The organism is Burkholderia stagnalis (assembly GCF_902830275.1).
GTDB classification, from domain to species: domain Bacteria; phylum Pseudomonadota; class Gammaproteobacteria; order Burkholderiales; family Burkholderiaceae; genus Burkholderia; species Burkholderia stagnalis.
In genome coordinates this window covers 116,267-133,775 of sequence record NZ_CADESW010000015.1, presented here as the reverse complement: position 1 = coordinate 133,775, position 17,509 = coordinate 116,267, and the positions used below count along the sequence as shown (strand labels likewise).

Genomic DNA, 17,509 nt, shown 5'->3' with positions numbered 1-17,509 from the left:
AAGAATTGCTGATGGAGCGTGCATGGACGAGTTGACACTCGGATTGATCGGCGCAGGCGCGGTCGTGGTGGGCGGCGTCGTGGTCTACAACGCGTGGCAGGGCGCGAAGGTGCGGCGCAAGATGCCGCGTCCGATGCCGCAGGAAACGGCGGATGCGATGAACCGCCCCGAGCGCGACGATGAGCTGCCGTTCATCGAGCCGGTGCGTCAGCCGGCCCGCCGCGAGGCGGCGGCGCCGGCCCCCGAGGCCGCAGCGGGCGCCGCGGCGTCGGCCGAGGCCGCGCGCGTCGAGCCGACCTTCGGCGGCGCGGCGCCGGCCGACATGCCGGCGGACCTGCAGGCCGAGGCGACCTCGGCCGACCTGCCGGCTGCGGAAGCGGTCGAGGAGACCACCGGCGCGAGCGAGCCGGCCGAGCCGGTGCTGCCGGCCGCGACGACGATTTCCGCGGCGCCGCCCGCGGTCGTCGACCGCCGGATCGACTGCATCGTGCCGATCCGCCTCGCGTCGCCGCTGCCGGGCGACAAGGTCCTGCCGGCCGCGCAGCGCCTGCGCCGCGCGGGCAGCAAGCCGGTGCACATCGAAGGCAAGCCGGAAGGCGGCGGCTGGGAGCTGCTGCAGAACGGCGTGCGCTACGAGGAGCTGCGCGCGGCCGCGCAGCTCGCGAACCGCGGCGGCCCGCTGAACGAGCTGGAGTTCTCGGAGTTCGTGACGGGCGTGCAGCAGTTCGCCGATGCGATCGACGGCGCGCCCGAATTCCCGGACATGATGGAAACGGTGTCGATGGCGCGCGAGCTCGACGGCTTCGCCGCGCAATGCGATGCGCAGTTGTCGATCAACGTGATGTCGGACGGCGCGCCGTGGTCGGCCAACTACGTGCAGGCGGTTGCGTCGCAGGACGGCCTGCTGCTGTCGCGCGACGGCACGCGCTTCGTCAAGCTCGACGCGAAGCAGAATCCGGTGTTCATGCTGCAGTTCGGCGACACCAACTTCCTGCGCGACGACCTGACCTACAAGGGCGGCAACATGATCACGCTGGTGCTCGACGTGCCGGTGGCGGAAGAGGACATCCTGCCGTTCCGGCTGATGTGCGATTACGCGAAGTCGCTGTCCGAGCGGATCGGTGCGCGGGTCGTCGACGATTCGCGCCGGCCGCTGCCGGAATCGACGCTGCTCGCGATCGAGCAGCAGCTGATGAAGCTGTACGCGAAGCTCGAAGAGGCCGGTATTCCGGCGGGCTCCCCGGTGACGCGGCGGTTGTTCAGTCAGTAACGCGCATGAATTGCGCACGAATTGCGCACGATCCGTGCACGGATCGTGCGCGGTCGACCGCCGAGTGAAATGCTTTCCGACGATCAACCGGATCACTGTGAAAGCATGTGCCGAAGCCCCGGCGAACTGAGATAATTCGACATCCGACTGTCTCAGAAATAAACGCCGCCAGCATGGCCCGAACCCAAGCCGAACCGCCAGCCAGCCAGCCCGACGCGCGCGCCGCGTGGCTGCGCGATCAACTCGAGCGGGCGAACTACGCCTATTACGTGCTCGACCAGCCGGAACTGCCCGACGCCGAATACGACCGGCTGTTCCTCGAGCTGCAGCAGCTCGAAGCGGATCACCCCGAACTCGTGACGCCCGAATCGCCGACGCAGCGCGTCGGCGGCGAAGTCGCGAGCGGCTTCACGCCGGTCGTCCACGCGATGCCGATGCTGTCGCTCAACAACGGTTTCGCCGACGAGGACATCGTCGCGTTCGACAAGCGCGTCGCCGATGCGCTCGACAAGGACGTCGACCTCGCCGGCACCGTGACCGACCCGGTCGATTACGCGTGCGAACTCAAGTTCGACGGCCTCGCGATTTCGCTGCGCTACGAGCACGGCGTGTTCGTGCAGGCGGCGACGCGCGGCGACGGCACGACCGGCGAGGACGTGACGGAAAACGTCCGCACGATCCGCTCGATTCCGCTGAAGCTGAAGGGCAGCCACTTGCCTGCCGTGCTCGACGTGCGCGGCGAGGTGCTGATGTTCAAGCGCGATTTCGCACGCCTGAACGAACGCCAGCGCGCCGCGGAGCAGCGCGAGTTCGCGAATCCGCGCAACGCGGCGGCCGGCAGCTTGCGCCAGCTCGACCCGAAGATCACCGCGCAGCGCCCGCTGTCGTTCTTCGCATACGGGATCGGCGTGCTCGACGGCGCAGCGATGCCCGAGACCCACAGCGCGCTGCTCGACTGGTACGAACAGCTCGGCCTGCCGGTGAACCGCGAGCGCGCGGTCGTGCGCGGCGCGGAAGGGCTGCTCGGATTCTTCCGCAAGGTCGGCGAGAAGCGCGACGCGCTGCCGTACGACATCGACGGCGTCGTCTACAAGGTGAACCGCCGCGACGAACAGGAGCGGCTCGGCTACGTGTCGCGCGCGCCGCGCTTCGCGCTGGCGCACAAGTTCCCCGCGCAGGAGGCGCTCACGACGCTCGTCGCGATCGACGTGCAGGTCGGGCGCACCGGCGCGATCACGCCGGTCGCGCGGCTCGAGCCGGTGTTCGTCGGCGGCGCGACGGTGACCAATGCGACGCTGCACAACGAAGACGAAGTCCGCCGCAAGGACATCCGCATCGGCGACACCGTGATCGTGCGGCGCGCGGGCGACGTGATCCCCGAGGTGGTCGGCGCGATCCTCGAGCGGCGGCCCGAACACGCGCCCGAGTTCGTGATGCCGACCGAATGCCCGGTGTGTGGCTCGCGCATCGAACGGCTGCCGGACGAGGCGATCGCGCGCTGCACGGGCGGCCTGTTCTGTCCGGCGCAGCGCAAGCAGGCGCTGTGGCATTTCGCGCAGCGGCGCGCGCTCGACATCGACGGCCTCGGCGAGAAGATCATCGACCAGCTCGTCGAGCAGAACCTCGTGCGCACGCCGGCCGACCTGTTCAACCTCGGCTTCGCGACACTCGCGGAACTCGACCGGTTCGCCGAGAAGTCCGCGCAGAACCTGCTCGATTCGCTCGAGAAGGCCAAGCACACGACGCTCGCGCGCTTCATCTACGCGCTCGGCATCCGCCATGTCGGCGAATCGACCGCGAAGGATCTCGCGAAGCACTTCGGCTCGCTGGATCCGATCATGGATGCGTCGCTCGAGGCGCTGCTCGAAGTCAACGACGTCGGGCCGGTGGTCGCCGAATCGCTCCGCCAGTTCTTTGCCGAAGAGCACAACCGCACCGTGATCGAGCAGCTGCGCGCGCCCGGCAAGGTCACGTGGGCCGAAGGGCCGCCCGCGCCGAAGGCGCCGCAGGGCGTGCTCGCCGGCAAGACGGTCGTGCTGACCGGCACGCTGCCGACGCTCACGCGCGAGGCCGCGAAGGAAATGCTCGAGGCGGCCGGCGCGAAAGTCGCGGGCTCGGTCTCGAAGAAGACGGATTACGTCGTCGCGGGGGCGGACGCGGGCAGCAAGCTCGCGAAGGCCGAGGAACTCGGCATCCCCGTGCTGGACGAAGACGGTTTGCACCAACTCCTGGAGGGCCACGCGCCATGATTCGCGAGATTCTGAAGATGGGCGACCCGCGCCTGCTCGAAATTGCCGCGCCGGTCGAACAGTTCGACACGCCGGCGCTGCACGAGCTGGTCGCGGACATGTTCGAGACGATGCATCACGCGAACGGCGCCGGGCTGGCCGCGCCGCAGATCGGCGTCGGGCTGCAGGTCATCATCTTCGGCTTCGGCAACAACAATCGCTACCCCGAAGCGCCGCCCGTGCCGGAGACGGTGCTGATCAACCCGAAGCTCGAGTACCTGCCGCCGGACATGGAGGAGGGCTGGGAAGGCTGCCTGTCGGTGCCGGGCATGCGCGGTGTCGTCAGCCGCTACGCGAAGGTCCGCTACAGCGGCTTCGACCAGTTCGGCGAGCGGATCGACCGCGTCGCCGAAGGGTTCCATGCGCGCGTGGTCCAGCATGAATACGACCACCTGATCGGCAAGCTGTACCCGATGCGGATCACCGACTTCACGCGCTTCGGCTTCACCGAGGTGCTGTTCCCGGGGCTCGATGCGGCGGACGACTGACTGAGCCGGCGGCGCGCGGCATGCGCGCCGGAATGAGAAAAGCCCGCTGTCAGTTCATTCAAGCGGGCTTTTTCACGTCTGCCGGGGCGGGCGGCGCAGGCCGCCGCGCCATCAGAACGTCTCGTCGGCCGACAGGTAGCGCCACTGCCCCTGCGGCAGCGCGCCCAGCATCACGCGGCCCATTCGCACGCGCTTGAGGCCGATCACCTCGAGGCCAACCAGCTCGCACATGCGACGGATCTGGCGCTTCTTGCCTTCGCGCAGCACGAAACGCAGCTGCTCGCCGTTCTGCCAGCTCACCATCGCCGGCTTCAGCGCGACGCCGTCGAGCTCGAGGCCATGGCGCAGCTTCGCGAGCGATTCCGCCGGGAGGTGCTGGTCGACGTCGAGCAGGTGCTCGCCGAAGCGCACGCGCACCAGATACTCCTTGTCGATGTCCGACTGCTCGCCGATCAGCTGCTTCGCGATCCGGCCGTTCTGGGTCAGCACGAGCAGGCCCGTCGAATCGATGTCGAGCCGGCCAGCCGGCGCGAGCGAGTGCAGATGCTGCGGCGAGAAGCGCTGCGCCGAGCGGTCGCCGCTCCAGTGATTCTCGCGCGTGATCAGCACGGCCGCCGGCTCGTAGCCGTCTTCCGCCTGGCCGGACACATAGCCGACCGGCTTGTGCAGCAGGATCGTCACCTGCGCCGCTTGCGCGGCACTCGCGCGTTCGTCGATCTCGATGCGCTGGTCGGCGCGCACCTTGGTGCCGAGCGTGTCGATGCGCTCGCCGTCGACCAGTACCCAACCCTTCTCGATCCATTCGTCGGCTTCGCGGCGCGAGCACAGGCCCAGCTCCGACATCCGCTTCGACAGGCGCATCAGGCCCGACTCGTCGCCGTAATCGACGTCGGCCGCGCGGCGCTTCACCGGTTGTGCGGCCTTGAAGCCCGCGCCGGACGACGGCCGCTCGGCGCCGCGAGGCTTGGCGGGGGCATCCGTGCGCCGCGCGCTGCGTTCGCCGTCGCGCGGCGCGCGGGCCGGCCGGTCGGACGACGTGCGGCGATCGCCGAAGCTGCGCTTCGTGCCTTCGCCGCCTGCCGTGTCGCGATAGGACGGGCGCTTGCCGCCTTCGGCGCCGGCGCTCGCGCGGCGCGGCCGCGCATCGTCGTCGCCGCGGCGTGCCGGGCGTGCATCGGGGTTGCCGCGGCTGAACTTGCCGTCGGCGCCACGGCGCTCGCCGGCGGGTTTCGCGTCGGCGCTGCGGTACGGGCGCGATTCGCTGCGTTCACCGCGTGCAGCGGGCTTGCCTTCAGCGCTGCGATACGGGCGGCCTTCGCCACGTTCGGTGCGACCCGCGGGCTTCGCGTCTTTGTCGCGGTACGGGCGCGATTCGCTGCGTTCGCCGCGTGCGACGGGCTTGCCTTCAGCGCTGCGATACGGGCGGCCTTCGCCACGTTCGGTGCGACCCGCGGGCTTCGAATCCTTGTCGCGGTACGGGCGCGATTCACTGCGTTCGCCGCGTGCGGCGGGCTTGCCTTCCGCGCTGCGATACGGACGGCCTTCGCCGCGTTCGGTGCGACCTGCGGGCTTCGAATCCTTGTCGCGGTACGGGCGCGATTCGCCGCGCTCGCCACGTGCGGCGGGCTTGCCTTCCGCGCTGCGATACGGGCGACCCTCACCGGGGCGGCCTGCGCCGCGTTCGGTGCGGCCGACGGGCTTCGCATCGCCGCCGCGATAGGTCCGCTCAGTGCTGCCGTCGCGCGGCGGGCGTTTCGCCGGCGCGCGATCCGCGCCCGGGCGATCCGCGCCACTGGCGGCGCGCGGCTTGAACGCACGCTCGCCGGCGGCCGCCGGCGCAGGCGCCTTCTTCGGGCGGGCCGGCTTGGCGGCCGCATCCGGTGCAGCGGCGCGCACCGGCTTGCGGGCGACGAGGCTGCCGGAACGGACGGGGGCGCGGGTCGGCGACGCCGGCCGCGGATTCTTGACGGTCAATTTGGTGCGCATAAACGCTGGGATACTTTCGGACTCAGACTGTTTCAGACTGCGATCGCGCGCAGCAGCTCGGTTTCCACCTGGATCTGCAGACGGTTGTCGGACAGGCCGGCACCATCGAGCAGGAAGATGTCCTCGACGCGCTCGCCGAGCGTGTTGATCCGCGCCGCATGGACGCCGACCCGGTGCTCGGCCAGCACGCGCGCGATCGAATAAAGAAGGCCCGGCCGGTCGTTGGCGGACACGGACAGGATGTAGTACTGGCCGCGCTCGTCGGCCCGCAGGTCGACGCGCGGCGTGATCGGGAACGTGCGCGACAGCCGCGACAGCCGGCCCTTGGACGGCTCCGGCAGCGGCGCGGCCTCGGCGAGGCGCATCGCAAGCTGCTGCTCGACGAGGTTCGCGATGTCGCGATACTGCACGTCGCGCTCGGTCTGCGTGACGATGAAGTTGTCGAGCGCATAGCCGTGCCGCGTCGTGCTGACGCGCGCGTCGAGCACCGACAGCCCGTTGCGGTCGAAGTACGCGCAGATGCCTGCGAACAGGTCAGCGCGGTCCTTCACGTAGACGAGCACCTGCAGCGCGTCGCCGACCGGCGACGGCCGCGCACGGACGATCGCGGTGTCGGCGTTCACGTGCCGGTACAGCACGCGGGTCTGCCATGCGATGTCGGCGGCGTCGTGGCGCAGGAAGAAGCCGACGTCGAGCTGATCCCACAGCGCGCGGTGCGCGTCGGTGGGCACGGTCTCGAGGCGCAGCAGCGCGAGCGCTTCTTCCTGGCGCGATTTCAGCTCGGAGTGCGCATCGGGCTGCGCGCCGCCGAGCACCGCGAGCGTCGCGCGGTACAGATCCTCGAGCAGCTTGCCCTTCCACGTGTTCCAGACCTTCGGGCTGGTGCCGCGGATGTCGGCGACCGTCAGCAGGTAGAGCGCCGTCAGCCGGCGCTCGCTGCCGACGAGTTCGGCGAAGCGCTTGATGACTTCCGGGTCGCTCGTGTCCTGCTTCTGCGCGACCTGGCTCATCGTCAGGTGATGCTGGACCAGCCAGACGATCAGCGCCGCATCGTCGCCGGCGACGCCGTGCTCGCGGCAGAAGCGCCGCGCGTCGGCCATGCCGAGCGTCGAGTGGTCGCCGCCGCGGCCTTTCGCGATGTCGTGGAACAGCGCGGCAATGTACAGCACCCACGGCCGCTCGAAGTTGCCGATCAGCTGGCTGCAGAACGGATATTCGTGCGCATGCTCGGCCACCGCGAAGCGGCGGATGTTGCGCAGCACCATCAGGATATGCTGGTCGACCGTGTACACGTGGTACAGGTCATGCTGCATCTGGCCGACGATGCGGCGGAAGTTCAGCAGGTAGCGGCCCAGCACGCTTGTCTGGTTCATCAGCCGAAACGCGTGCGTGATGCCTTCGGGCTGCTGCAGGATCTGCATGAACGTGCGGCGGTTCTGCGGATCGCGGCGCCACACGTTGTTCATGACCTCGCGCGAGTTGTACAGCGCCCGCAGCGTGCGCGCCGACAGGCCCTTCACGCCGCGCGTCGTCTCGTAGAGCAGGAACGCCTCGAGGATCGCGTCCGGATGCCGCTCGAACACGTTGTCGTCGACGATCTCGAGCATCCCCTGTTTCTCGACGAAGCGGTCGGGCGACAGCACGCGGGTGATGCCGCTCGTCGCGGGGAACAGCTGCGCCTCGATGTTCTGGATCAGGATCGTCGCGAGCTGCGTAACGGCTTTCGCGGCCCAGTAATAGCGCCGCATCAGCTGCTCGCTCGCGCGCTTGGCCGGCGTCGGCCGGTAGCCGAAGCTTTCCGCCGCCTGGGTCTGCAGGTCGAACACGAGCATGTCCTGGCGGCGCCCGGCGATCACGTGCAGCCGCGCGCGCAGCGTCTTGAGGAAACCCTCGTTGCGGCGCAGCTCGCGCGCCTCGCGGTCGGTGATCAGGCCGCGCGTGTCGAGCTCGCGCCAGCTGCTGCCGAAGCCGGCCGCGCGGGCGATCCACAGGATCGTCTGCAGGTCGCGCAGCCCGCCCGGGCTTTCCTTCACGTTGGGCTCGAGGCTGTACGGCGTGTCCTGGCTCTTTGCGTGGCGCTGGCGCATCTCGAGCACCTTCGCGGTGAAGAATGCGCGGGCGTCGAGCGCCTCGTGGTAGCGCACCGTGAAGTGCTCGAACAGCGCCGTGCTGCCGACGATGCGGCGCGCTTCCAGCAGCGACGTCTGCACCGTGACGTCCTGCGACGCCTCCTCGATGCATTGCTCGACCGTGCGCACGCTGCTGCCGATCTCGAGGCCGAGATCCCAGGCCATGCCGATGAAGCGCTCGATGCGCGCATCGAGCGCTTCATCGTGCCCGTCGGGCAGCAGCACGAGGATGTCGACGTCGGAATACGGTGCGAGCTCGCCGCGCCCGTAGCCGCCGACGGCGACCAGCGCGAGGGTCGCGGGCAGCCTGCAGTCGTCCCAGATGAGCCGCAGCGCGTCGTCGGTGGCCCTCGACAGCGCGTGCATCAGCGACGCGACGTTGGTCGCGCTGCGAAAGCGCGCGAGCAGGTCGGCCTTGGCGGCCTTGAATTCGGCGCGCCGCGAGAGCGCTTCGGTCGAGGGGGCGGCGTGGGCGCTCATGGGCGGCGGCTCAGGTGCGGGCGGGGCGGGCAGGCGCGACGGCGCTCAGGCCGCCGGCGCCGGATGGGCGAACACCGGGCGGGCCGGCGAGCCCGCGGACACGGTCAGCACGTCGTAGCCGGTATCGGTGACGAGCACGGTGTGTTCCCACTGCGCGGACAGGCTGCGGTCGCGGGTCTTGACGGTCCACTGGTCGGGCATCGTGCGGATGTCGCGCTTGCCGGCGTTGATCATCGGCTCGATCGTGAAGATCATGCCCGGCTTCAGTTCGACGCCGGTGCCCGGGCGGCCGTAGTGGACGACCTGCGGATCCTCGTGGAACACGGTGCCGATGCCGTGGCCGCAGTATTCGCGCACGACGCTGTAGCCCTGCGCTTCCGCGTGCTTCTGGATCGCGTAGCCGATGTCGCCGAGATGCGCGCCCGGCTTGACCTGGTCGATGCCGAGCCACATGCATTCGTAGGTGGTCTGCACGAGGCGCTTCGCGAGGATCGACCCTTCGCCGACGATGAACATCCGGCTCGTGTCGCCGAAGTAGCCTTCCTTGATCACGGTGACGTCGATATTGAGCGCGTCGCCGTTCTTGAGCACCTTGTCGCCCGGGATGCCGTGGCAGATCACGTCGTTGACGGAAATGCAGCACGACGCCGGATAGGGCGGGTAGCCGGGCGGCTGGTAGTTCAGCGTCGCGGGAACCGTGCCCTGCACGTTGACCATGTAGTCGTGGCAGAGGCGATCGAGTTCGGCCGTCGTGATGCCTGCGGCCACGTACGGGGTGAGGTAGTCGAGCACTTCGCTCGCCAGACGGCAGGCGACGCGCATCTGCGCGATATCGTGTTCGTTTTTGAGCGTAATAGCCATCGAGGTGTGCCTGGAAAGCGGTGAATTGACGAATTATCGCACCTTATGCCGGGCGTCGCAGCCCCTGGCGCCTGCGCGGATGCGGGTTTTTGCGGATTGCCGCACGGGCCGCCGGCCCGCCGGCAAAGTGCCGCGCGACTTGAGGGCGGACACTTTCGCATGCTATACTCTTTGGCTAAGTCGGCACTCAAATACCATTCATGCCCCAAGCTGGGGCGGTGTTTGCGGTGACGGCTGGCGGCACGGGCATTTCGCGCGTGCCAAATCGCAAGCCGGCGCAACCAGGGTGCCGGCCGCGCGGAGCGGCAGCCTTTCGGGGCACGTTCGCGCGGCGGTACGGCGGCCGGCTTAAGACCCAACCCTCGTGGAGAATTTACATGGCAGTTACGATGCGCCAAATGCTGGAAGCGGGTGTCCACTTCGGTCACCAGACCCGTTTCTGGAACCCGAAGATGGCACCGTTCATTTTCGGTCACCGCAACAAGATTCACATCATCAACCTCGAAAAGACGCTGCCGATGTTCACGGACGCACAGAAGTACGTGCGTCAGCTGGCAGCGAACCGCGGCACCATCCTGTTCGTCGGCACGAAGCGCCAGTCGCGCGACACGATCGCCCAGGAAGCGCAGCGCGCGGGCATGCCGTACGTCAACGCACGCTGGCTCGGCGGCATGATGACCAACTTCAAGACGCTGAAGGTTTCGATCAAGCGCCTGAAGGACATGGAAGCGGCGGTCGAGGCGGGTGAGCTCGAGAAGATGAGCAAGAAGGAAGCGCTGCTGTTCGAACGCGAAATCGCGAAGCTGCAGAAGTCGATCGGCGGCGTGAAGGACATGGGCGGCATTCCGGACGCAATTTTCGTCGTCGACGTCGGCTACCACAAGATCGCCGTCACGGAAGCGAACAAGCTGGGCGTGCCGGTCATCGCAGTGGTCGATACGAACCACTCGCCGGAAGGTGTGGACTACGTGATCCCGGGTAACGACGACTCGAGCAAGGCCGTCGCGCTGTACGCGGAAGGCGTGGCCGACGCGATCCTGGAAGGCCGTGCGAACGCGGTCAACGAAGTGGTCCAGGCAGTGCGTGGCGGCGACGACGAGTACGTCGAGGAAAACGCGTAACTGGCCCCGAGCCGGCGCAAGAAGGGGGCTCTCAACAGGCCCCCTTTTTTTAAGCTTGTGCGCCGGACCTGATCGCGCCGCGTTGGCGCGGGTCCGGAAACGAATCTCGGCCGTTCGCGTCCAAGCGGGCGGCGTTGTGAATACAGACTCAAGGAGCGAATGATGGCGGCAATTACCGCAAGCATGGTGGCAGAACTGCGCGCAAAGACCGACGCACCGATGATGGAGTGCAAGAAGGCGCTGACGGAAGCCGACGGCGACCTGGCCAAGGCTGAAGAGCTGCTGCGCGTCAAGCTCGGCAACAAGGCGAGCAAGGCGGCATCGCGCGTGACGGCCGAAGGCGTCGTCGCATCGTTCGTCGGCGGCAACGCTGGCGCGCTCGTCGAACTGAACTGCGAAACCGACTTCGTCGCGAAGAACGACGACTTCCTCGCATTCTCGAAGACCGTCGCCGAACTCGTCGCGACGCAGAACCCGGCCGACGTGGCCGCGCTGTCGGCGCTGCCGCTCGACGGCTCGACGGTCGACGCAGTGCGCCTGGCGCTGATCGGCAAGATCGGCGAGAACGTCTCGATCCGCCGTTTCGTCCGTTTCGAAACCGCGAACAAGATCGCAACGTACCTGCACGGCGCGCGCATCGGCGTGATCGTCGAGTACACGGGTGCGGAAGAGCAGGTCGGCAAGGACGTCGCGATGCACATCGCGGCAATGAAGCCGGTCGCGCTGTCGGCAGCCGACGTGCCGGCGGAACTGATCGAAACGGAACGCCGCGTGGCCGAGCAGAAGGCTGCGGAATCGGGCAAGCCGGCCGAGATCGTCGCGAAGATGGTCGACGGCAGCGTCCAGAAGTACCTGAAGGAAGTGTCGCTGCTGAACCAGACGTTCGTGAAGAACGACAAGCAGACGATCGAGCAGATGCTGAAGGCGGCGAATGCTGCAGTGCAGAAGTTCGCGCTGTTCGTCGTCGGCGAAGGCATCGAGAAGCGTCAGGACGACTTCGCCGCCGAAGTGGCCGCGCAAGTCGCAGCAGCAAAGCAGCAGTAAGCAGTCCAGCAGCATCCGCGGCGGGCGTCCGCTCCCGCCGCGGCCGGCGCCGCCGCCGGCCGGCCGGAACCCCGGCCAGGCCGGCGGCGCTTGCCCGAATCAGTATTCGCCCCTACAGTTCGTGGTTGTCATCCTCTCGTCGCTCGGAAGCCCCTATGCCCAATGCCTATAAACGCGTCCTCCTCAAACTTTCCGGCGAAGCGCTGATGGGCGACGATGCCTTCGGCATCAATCGCGCGACGATCGAACGGATGGTGGCCGATATCGCCGAAGTCGTGCGTCTCGGCACGCAGCTCGCGGTGGTGATCGGCGGCGGCAATATTTTCCGCGGTGTCGCGGGTGGCGCGGCGGGCATGGACCGCGCGACGGCCGACTACATGGGGATGCTGGCGACGATGATGAACGCGCTGGCGCTGCAGGATGCGATGCGCCACGCCGGCATCGAGGCGCGCGTGCAGTCCGCGCTGCGGATGGATCAGGTCGTCGAGCCGTACATCCGCCCCCGCGCGATCCGCCAGCTCGAGGAAGGCCGCGTGGTGATCTTCGCGGCCGGCACCGGCAACCCGTTCTTCACGACGGATACGGCCGCCGCGCTGCGCGGCTCCGAAGTGGGCGCGGAGGTGGTGCTGAAGGCGACGAAGGTCGACGGCGTGTATTCGGCCGACCCGAAGAAGGATCCGTCCGCCACGCGCTACACGACGATCACGTTCGACGAGGCGATCAGCCGCAACCTGCAGGTGATGGACGCGACCGCGTTCGCGCTGTGCCGCGACCAGAAGCTGCCGATTCGCGTGTTTTCGATCAACAAGCCGGGTGCGCTCAAGCGCATCGTGCTGGGTGAGGACGAGGGGACGCTCGTCCACGTGTAAACTCCCGCGGATGCGGGCGACCGATTGCGGGTGTCGGCGCGGCGCCGCTGCGCAGGTGCAGCGCCCGCGTTCATTGAAGGTTTGAAGGTTCGGAGGTTGAAATGAGTGTCGCTGATGTCAAGAAGGGCGTAGAGCAGAAGATGCAGCGCTCGATCGAAGCGTTCAAGAACGATCTGGCGAAGATCCGCACGGGCCGTGCGCACACGGGCCTGCTCGATCACGTGCAGGTCGACTACTACGGCTCGATGGTGCCGATCTCGCAGGTGGCCAACCTGACGCTCGTCGACGCGCGCACGATCGGCGTGCAGCCGTGGGAAAAGAACATGGTCGCGAAGGTCGAGAAGGCGATCCGCGAAGCCGACCTCGGCCTGAACCCGGCAACCGCCGGCGACCTGATCCGCGTGCCGATGCCGGCGCTGACGGAAGAGCGCCGCCGCGAGCTGACGAAGGTCGTCAAGAGCGAAGGCGAAACGGCCAAGGTCGCGATCCGCAACCTGCGCCGCGACGCGAACGAGCAGTTGAAGAAGCTCGTGAAGGACAAGGAAATCTCGGAAGACGACGAGCGCCGTGCAGGCGACGACGTGCAGAAGCTGACCGACAAGCACGTGGCTGAAGTCGACAAGCTCGTGCAGAGCAAGGAAGCGGAGATCATGACGGTCTGACGACCGTCGTTCTCGCGTGCCGCCTTCTGTTTCCGCATTCCTGTCTCAACGGCCATGACCTATACCAGCTCTACCGTTCGCGTGCCTGACGTCGGCGTCGTGCCGCGTCATATCGCGATCATCATGGACGGCAATGGCCGTTGGGCGACCGAACGCCGCTTGCCTCGCGTGGCGGGGCACACCCGCGGCGTCGACGCGGTGCGCGCGGTGGTCGAAGGCTGCGCGCGCGCCGGCGTCGAATACCTGACGCTGTTCGCGTTCAGCTCGGAGAACTGGCGGCGGCCGAACGACGAAGTGTCGTTCCTGATGCGGCTGTTCATCACCGCGCTCGAGCGCGAGGTCGGCAAGCTGCATGCCAACGGGATCCGCCTGCGCGTCGTCGGCGATCTCGACCGTTTCGAACCGCGCATCCAGGCGTTGATCCGCCGCGCGGAAACCAAGACGGCGCGCAACACGCGCCTCACGCTCACCATCGCCGCGAACTACGGCGGCCGATGGGACATCCTGCAGGCGACCCGCAAGCTCGTCGAGCAGGCTGCGCGCGAGGGCCGCGAGGTGGAGGTCAGCGAGGACAGCTTCGCGCCCCACCTGGCGATGGCCTACGCGCCGGAACCCGATCTCTTCATCCGCACCGGCGGCGAACAGCGGATCAGCAACTTCCTGCTGTGGCAGCTCGCCTACACCGAATTCTATTTCACCGATACCTTCTGGCCGGACTTCGACGGCGCGGCGCTGGCCGCCGCGCTGGCGTCGTACACCGATCGCGAGCGCCGCTTCGGGCGCACGAGCGCGCAACTCGAACCGCAGTCCCAGAACGCCGATTCCCTTTCATGCTGAAAACCCGTGTGATCACGGCGGTGGTGTTGCTGGCGGTGCTGCTGCCGGTCACGCTGTTCGCGCCGTTGGGCGCGTTCGGCGCGCTGATCGGCGTCGTGCTGGTATTTGCCGCCTGGGAATGGGCGCGCCTGCTGAAGCTCGGCGGCGCCGGCCCGGTCGTCTATGCGATCGTCGCGGCACTGGCGCTGCTCGCGACCACGCGGCTCGGCATCGGCGAAACCTCATCCCGCCCCCTTTTTGCCGCGGCCGGCGTGTTCTGGCTGCTGGTCGGCCCGTTCGTGCTGTGGCGCAAGCCCGTGCTCGCCGGCGGCGTGTGGCGGCCGTTCCTGCTGGCGGCCGGCCTGGTGATCTTCGCCGCCTGCTGGCACGCGCTGGTGGCCGCGCGCGCGCAGGGCGTGCCGTTCGTGCTGTCGCTGCTGCTCGTGGTCTGGCTGGCCGATATCGGCGCATACTTTGCGGGCAAGGCCTTCGGCAAGCGTAAACTGGCGCTCTCGATCAGCCCCGGGAAGACCTGGGAAGGGGCCGCGGGCGGCTGGCTTGCCGTGATGGTCGTCGCGAGCGTCGCGATGGCCGCGCACCTGTTCGAGCCGACCCTTTTTTCTGCCTTTGCCGCGCAGTTCGGCGGACCGGGCGCCTGGGCGGCGTTGACGCTGCTCGTCGCGTACAGCGTGATCGGCGACCTGTTCGAATCGCTGCTGAAGCGCCAGGCCGGCGTGAAGGATTCGAGCGGACTGCTGCCGGGGCACGGCGGCGTGCTCGACCGCGTCGACGCGCTCCTGCCCGTGCTGCCGCTCGCGATGCTGCTGTTTCACGGTTAATACCTACACTTCTGTTATGCAAAAACGCCTGACATTGCTCGGTTCGACGGGCTCGATCGGAGACAGTACGCTCGACGTGGTCGCGCGCCATCCCGACCGCTTTTCGGTCTACGCGCTGACCGCGCACCGCAATGGCGACAAGCTGGTCGCCCAGTGCCTGCGCTTCGCGCCCGAGATCGCGGTGGTCGGCGACGCGCAAACGGCCGCGCAGGTCGAGGCGCAACTGCGCGCGGCCGGCAGCAAGACCGAGGTGACCTACGGGCCGCAGGCGCTCGTCGACGTGTCGAAGAGCGACTGCTGCGACACCGTCGTCGCGGCGATCGTCGGCGCGGCCGGCCTCGCGCCGAGCCTCGCGGCCGCGCGCGCCGGCAAGCGCATCCTGCTCGCGAACAAGGAATCGCTCGTGATGTCGGGCGCGATCTTCATGGACGCGGTGCGCGACCACGGCGCGATCCTGCTGCCGGTCGACAGCGAGCACAATGCGATCTTCCAGTGCATGCCGCGCGACGCGGCCGAGCACGGCGGGATCGCGAAGATCATCCTGACCGCGTCGGGCGGCCCGTTCCGCACCCGCGAGCCGGCGACGCTCGTCGACGTGACGCCGGACGAGGCGTGCAAGCATCCGAACTGGGTGATGGGGCGCAAGATCTCGGTCGATTCCGCGACGATGATGAACAAGGGCCTCGAGGTGATCGAGGCGCACTGGATCTTCGGGCTGCCGGGCGACCGGATCGACGTGCTGATCCATCCGCAGAGCGTGATCCATTCGCTCGTGTCGTACCGTGACGGCTCGGTGCTCGCGCAGCTCGGCAATCCCGACATGCGCACGCCGATCGCGCACGCGCTCGCGTATCCGGATCGCGTCGATGCGGGCGTCGAGCAGCTCGACCTCGTGCAGATCGCGCAGCTGTCGTTCGAGAAGCCCGATTACGCGCGCTTCCCGTGCCTCGCGCTGGCGGTCAAGGCGCTGGCCGAAGGCGGCATCGCGAGCGCCGCGTTGAACGCGGCCAACGAAGTCGCGGTCGAAGCGTTTCTCGAGCGCCGGATCGGCTTCATGGCGATCGCGGCCACGGTCGACGCGGTGCTCAACGCGCTGCCGAACCGCACGCCCGACGGGCTCGATGACGTCATCGCGGCGGATGCCGAGGCGCGCCGCCTCGCTGCCGCGTTCATTTCGAAAGCGCCTGCGCCGAGCGTGGAGCGCACTGCCTGAATGAGGTGCTCATGAACGTGCTGGTCGAACTGATCGCGTTTGCGGTGGCGATCGGCGTGCTGGTCGTCGTGCATGAGTACGGTCATTACCGCGTCGCGCGCTGGTGCGGCGTGAAGGTGCTGCGGTTCTCGATCGGCTTCGGCCAGCCGATCGCGCGCTGGGTCAGCAAGAAGACCGGGACCGAGTGGACGCTGGCCGCGCTGCCGCTCGGCGGCTACGTGAAGATGCTCGACGAGCGCGAGCCGGGCCCCGGCGTGAAGCCGGAGGAGCTCGGGCAGGCGTTCAATCGCCAGTCGGTCGGCAAGCGCATCGCGATCGTAGCGGCCGGGCCGATTGCCAATTTCCTGTTGGCAATCGTGCTGTTCGCCGCGGTTTTTGCGACCGGCGTGACCGAGCCCGCGGCGATCATCGCGCCGCCGGCGGCCGGCACCGTCGCAGCCCGGGCCGGCTTCGACGGCAACGAAACGATCGTGTCGATCCGCGACGCGCAGGGCGGCGACGCGCAGGCCGTGCGGTCCTGGTCGGATCTGCGCTGGAAGCTCCTCGCGGCGGCGTTCGATCACCGGGAGGTCGTGCTCGGCGCGCGCGACGGCGGCTCGACCTACGATTTCCGCGTCGACCTGCGGCAGATCGACGAAGGCGCGATCGACGACGATTTCATGGCGCGACTGGGTTTCGAGACGGGCGGCGGCACGCTGTCGGTCGCATCGGTCCAGCCCGGCAGCGCGGCGCAGCAGGCGGGCCTGAAGCCCGGCGACAAGCTGCTGGCGATCGACGGCGAGCGGGTCGGCGGCGCGTCGCGCTTCATCGACGCGGTCAAGCACCATGCAGGCAAGCCGCTCGCGCTGAAGATCGAGCGCGGCGGCGCCGCGCAGACGGTCACGATCGTGCCGCAGGCGCAGCGCGACGAGGAGACCGGGCAGCAGGTCGGCCGCATCGGCGCGGCGCTGTCGATGCATACGCCGGGCGTCGACGTGCGTTATGGCCCGATCGACAGCCTGAAGCTCGGCGCGCACCGCACGTGGGACATCGCGGTGTACTCGCTGCGGATGTTCGGGCGGATGATCACCGGCGATGCGTCGCTGAAGAACCTGTCCGGCCCCGTGACGATCGCCGACTATGCGGGCAAGAGCGCCCGGCTCGGCCCGTCGGCGTTCCTGTCGTTCCTCGCCCTTGTCAGCATTAGCCTTGGCGTACTGAACTTGTTGCCGATTCCCGTTTTGGACGGGGGTCATCTGTTATATTATCTGGTTGAAGCCGCGACCGGGAAAGCCGTTTCGGAGCGCTGGCAACTGATTCTGCAAAGAGCCGGGTTGATCTGCATCGTCGCATTGTCGGCGATCGCGCTGTTCAACGATCTGGCTCGGTTAATCCATTTTTGAAGCGTCAGGTGGCGCCCGCCGGGCAGCCGCCTGATTTGATGCAGCTAAATATTGGGGATGC

At 68.1% G+C, this 17,509-nt stretch carries 14 protein-coding genes; 11 read left to right on the top strand and 3 right to left on the bottom strand.

Features of this window, described 5'->3' with window-relative positions; translation table 11 throughout:
• Window positions 1-22 precede the first annotated feature (22 nt).
• The 3 genes from HWY45_RS24365 (at window position 23) to def (ending at window position 4,046) form a co-directional block, all read left to right on the top strand.
• Window positions 23-1,270, top strand: a complete 1,248-nt coding sequence (locus HWY45_RS24365) for a cell division protein ZipA C-terminal FtsZ-binding domain-containing protein (protein WP_059885177.1) — start codon at window positions 23-25, stop codon at window positions 1,268-1,270.
• A gap of 173 nt (window positions 1,271-1,443) precedes the next feature.
• Window positions 1,444-3,519: an NAD-dependent DNA ligase LigA gene (ligA, locus tag HWY45_RS24360; protein WP_059885175.1), complete on the top strand. Its 2,076-nt coding sequence runs from the start codon at window positions 1,444-1,446 to the stop codon at window positions 3,517-3,519.
• Window positions 3,516-4,046 (top strand): peptide deformylase, encoded by a 531-nt coding sequence (gene def / locus HWY45_RS24355; RefSeq protein ID WP_059563473.1) that lies wholly within the window; start codon window positions 3,516-3,518, stop codon window positions 4,044-4,046. Before ligA ends, def begins: the two co-directional genes overlap by 4 nt.
• A 111-nt stretch (window positions 4,047-4,157) precedes the next feature.
• Here the strand turns inward: def and HWY45_RS24350 are convergent, their stop codons facing one another.
• Genes HWY45_RS24350 through map form a run of 3 tightly spaced genes read right to left on the bottom strand, consistent with a single transcriptional unit; the run spans window position 4,158 to window position 9,502 of the window.
• Window positions 4,158-6,032 (bottom strand): pseudouridine synthase, encoded by a 1,875-nt coding sequence (locus HWY45_RS24350; protein ID WP_176118397.1) that lies wholly within the window; start codon window positions 6,030-6,032, stop codon window positions 4,158-4,160.
• Window positions 6,033-6,064: 32 nt separating this feature from the next.
• A complete protein-coding gene (locus HWY45_RS24345) occupies window positions 6,065-8,641 on the bottom strand; it encodes a [protein-PII] uridylyltransferase (RefSeq protein WP_059885173.1) in 2,577 nt (858 codons plus the stop codon).
• A gap of 45 nt (window positions 8,642-8,686) precedes the next feature.
• On the bottom strand, window positions 8,687-9,502 hold the full coding sequence (map, locus tag HWY45_RS24340; RefSeq protein ID WP_059563471.1) for a type I methionyl aminopeptidase: 816 nt from the start codon (window positions 9,500-9,502) through the stop codon (window positions 8,687-8,689).
• Between the two features lie 377 nt (window positions 9,503-9,879).
• On the opposite strand from map, the gene rpsB reads away from it, so the two are divergent.
• The 8 genes from rpsB to rseP all read left to right on the top strand — a co-directional run bounded on the left by rpsB (window position 9,880) and on the right by rseP (window position 17,448).
• Complete coding sequence (gene rpsB / locus HWY45_RS24335) at window positions 9,880-10,623, top strand: 30S ribosomal protein S2 (protein WP_059809605.1); 744 nt, start codon at window positions 9,880-9,882, stop codon at window positions 10,621-10,623.
• A 162-nt stretch (window positions 10,624-10,785) separates the two neighbouring features.
• The gene (gene tsf, locus HWY45_RS24330; protein ID WP_059885209.1) at window positions 10,786-11,667 is read left to right on the top strand and encodes a translation elongation factor Ts; all 882 of its coding nucleotides are present in this window, start codon (window positions 10,786-10,788) and stop codon (window positions 11,665-11,667) included.
• A 155-nt stretch (window positions 11,668-11,822) separates the two neighbouring features.
• On the top strand, window positions 11,823-12,536 hold the full coding sequence (gene pyrH, locus HWY45_RS24325; RefSeq protein ID WP_026044643.1) for a UMP kinase: 714 nt from the start codon (window positions 11,823-11,825) through the stop codon (window positions 12,534-12,536).
• Window positions 12,537-12,637: 101 nt separating this feature from the next.
• Window positions 12,638-13,198 (top strand): ribosome recycling factor, encoded by a 561-nt coding sequence (frr, locus tag HWY45_RS24320; RefSeq protein ID WP_059563469.1) that lies wholly within the window; start codon window positions 12,638-12,640, stop codon window positions 13,196-13,198.
• A 54-nt stretch (window positions 13,199-13,252) separates the two neighbouring features.
• A complete protein-coding gene (uppS, locus tag HWY45_RS24315; RefSeq protein ID WP_026044642.1) occupies window positions 13,253-14,035 on the top strand; it encodes a polyprenyl diphosphate synthase in 783 nt (260 codons plus the stop codon).
• Window positions 14,029-14,853 (top strand): phosphatidate cytidylyltransferase, encoded by an 825-nt coding sequence (locus HWY45_RS24310; RefSeq protein ID WP_059809604.1) that lies wholly within the window; start codon window positions 14,029-14,031, stop codon window positions 14,851-14,853. Before uppS ends, HWY45_RS24310 begins: the two co-directional genes overlap by 7 nt.
• Before the next feature lie 16 nt (window positions 14,854-14,869).
• A complete protein-coding gene (locus HWY45_RS24305; protein WP_059885172.1) occupies window positions 14,870-16,066 on the top strand; it encodes a 1-deoxy-D-xylulose-5-phosphate reductoisomerase in 1,197 nt (398 codons plus the stop codon).
• Between the two features lie 11 nt (window positions 16,067-16,077).
• Window positions 16,078-17,448, top strand: coding sequence for an RIP metalloprotease RseP (rseP, locus tag HWY45_RS24300; protein ID WP_059885170.1), 1,371 nt, complete (start codon window positions 16,078-16,080; stop codon window positions 17,446-17,448).
• Window positions 17,449-17,509: the final 61 nt, after the last annotated feature.

Coding starts and splice junctions, on each gene's coding strand:
- HWY45_RS24365 (WP_059885177.1), top strand. CDS start 23: ATGGACGAGTTGACACTCGGATTGATCGGCGCAGGCGCGGTCGTGGTG.
- ligA (WP_059885175.1), top strand. CDS start 1,444: ATGGCCCGAACCCAAGCCGAACCGCCAGCCAGCCAGCCCGACGCGCGC.
- def (WP_059563473.1), top strand. CDS start 3,516: ATGATTCGCGAGATTCTGAAGATGGGCGACCCGCGCCTGCTCGAAATT.
- HWY45_RS24350 (WP_176118397.1), bottom strand. CDS start 6,032: ATGCGCACCAAATTGACCGTCAAGAATCCGCGGCCGGCGTCGCCGACC.
- HWY45_RS24345 (WP_059885173.1), bottom strand. CDS start 8,641: ATGAGCGCCCACGCCGCCCCCTCGACCGAAGCGCTCTCGCGGCGCGCC.
- map (WP_059563471.1), bottom strand. CDS start 9,502: ATGGCTATTACGCTCAAAAACGAACACGATATCGCGCAGATGCGCGTC.
- rpsB (WP_059809605.1), top strand. CDS start 9,880: ATGGCAGTTACGATGCGCCAAATGCTGGAAGCGGGTGTCCACTTCGGT.
- tsf (WP_059885209.1), top strand. CDS start 10,786: ATGGCGGCAATTACCGCAAGCATGGTGGCAGAACTGCGCGCAAAGACC.
- pyrH (WP_026044643.1), top strand. CDS start 11,823: ATGCCCAATGCCTATAAACGCGTCCTCCTCAAACTTTCCGGCGAAGCG.
- frr (WP_059563469.1), top strand. CDS start 12,638: ATGAGTGTCGCTGATGTCAAGAAGGGCGTAGAGCAGAAGATGCAGCGC.
- uppS (WP_026044642.1), top strand. CDS start 13,253: ATGACCTATACCAGCTCTACCGTTCGCGTGCCTGACGTCGGCGTCGTG.
- HWY45_RS24310 (WP_059809604.1), top strand. CDS start 14,029: ATGCTGAAAACCCGTGTGATCACGGCGGTGGTGTTGCTGGCGGTGCTG.
- HWY45_RS24305 (WP_059885172.1), top strand. CDS start 14,870: ATGCAAAAACGCCTGACATTGCTCGGTTCGACGGGCTCGATCGGAGAC.
- rseP (WP_059885170.1), top strand. CDS start 16,078: ATGAACGTGCTGGTCGAACTGATCGCGTTTGCGGTGGCGATCGGCGTG.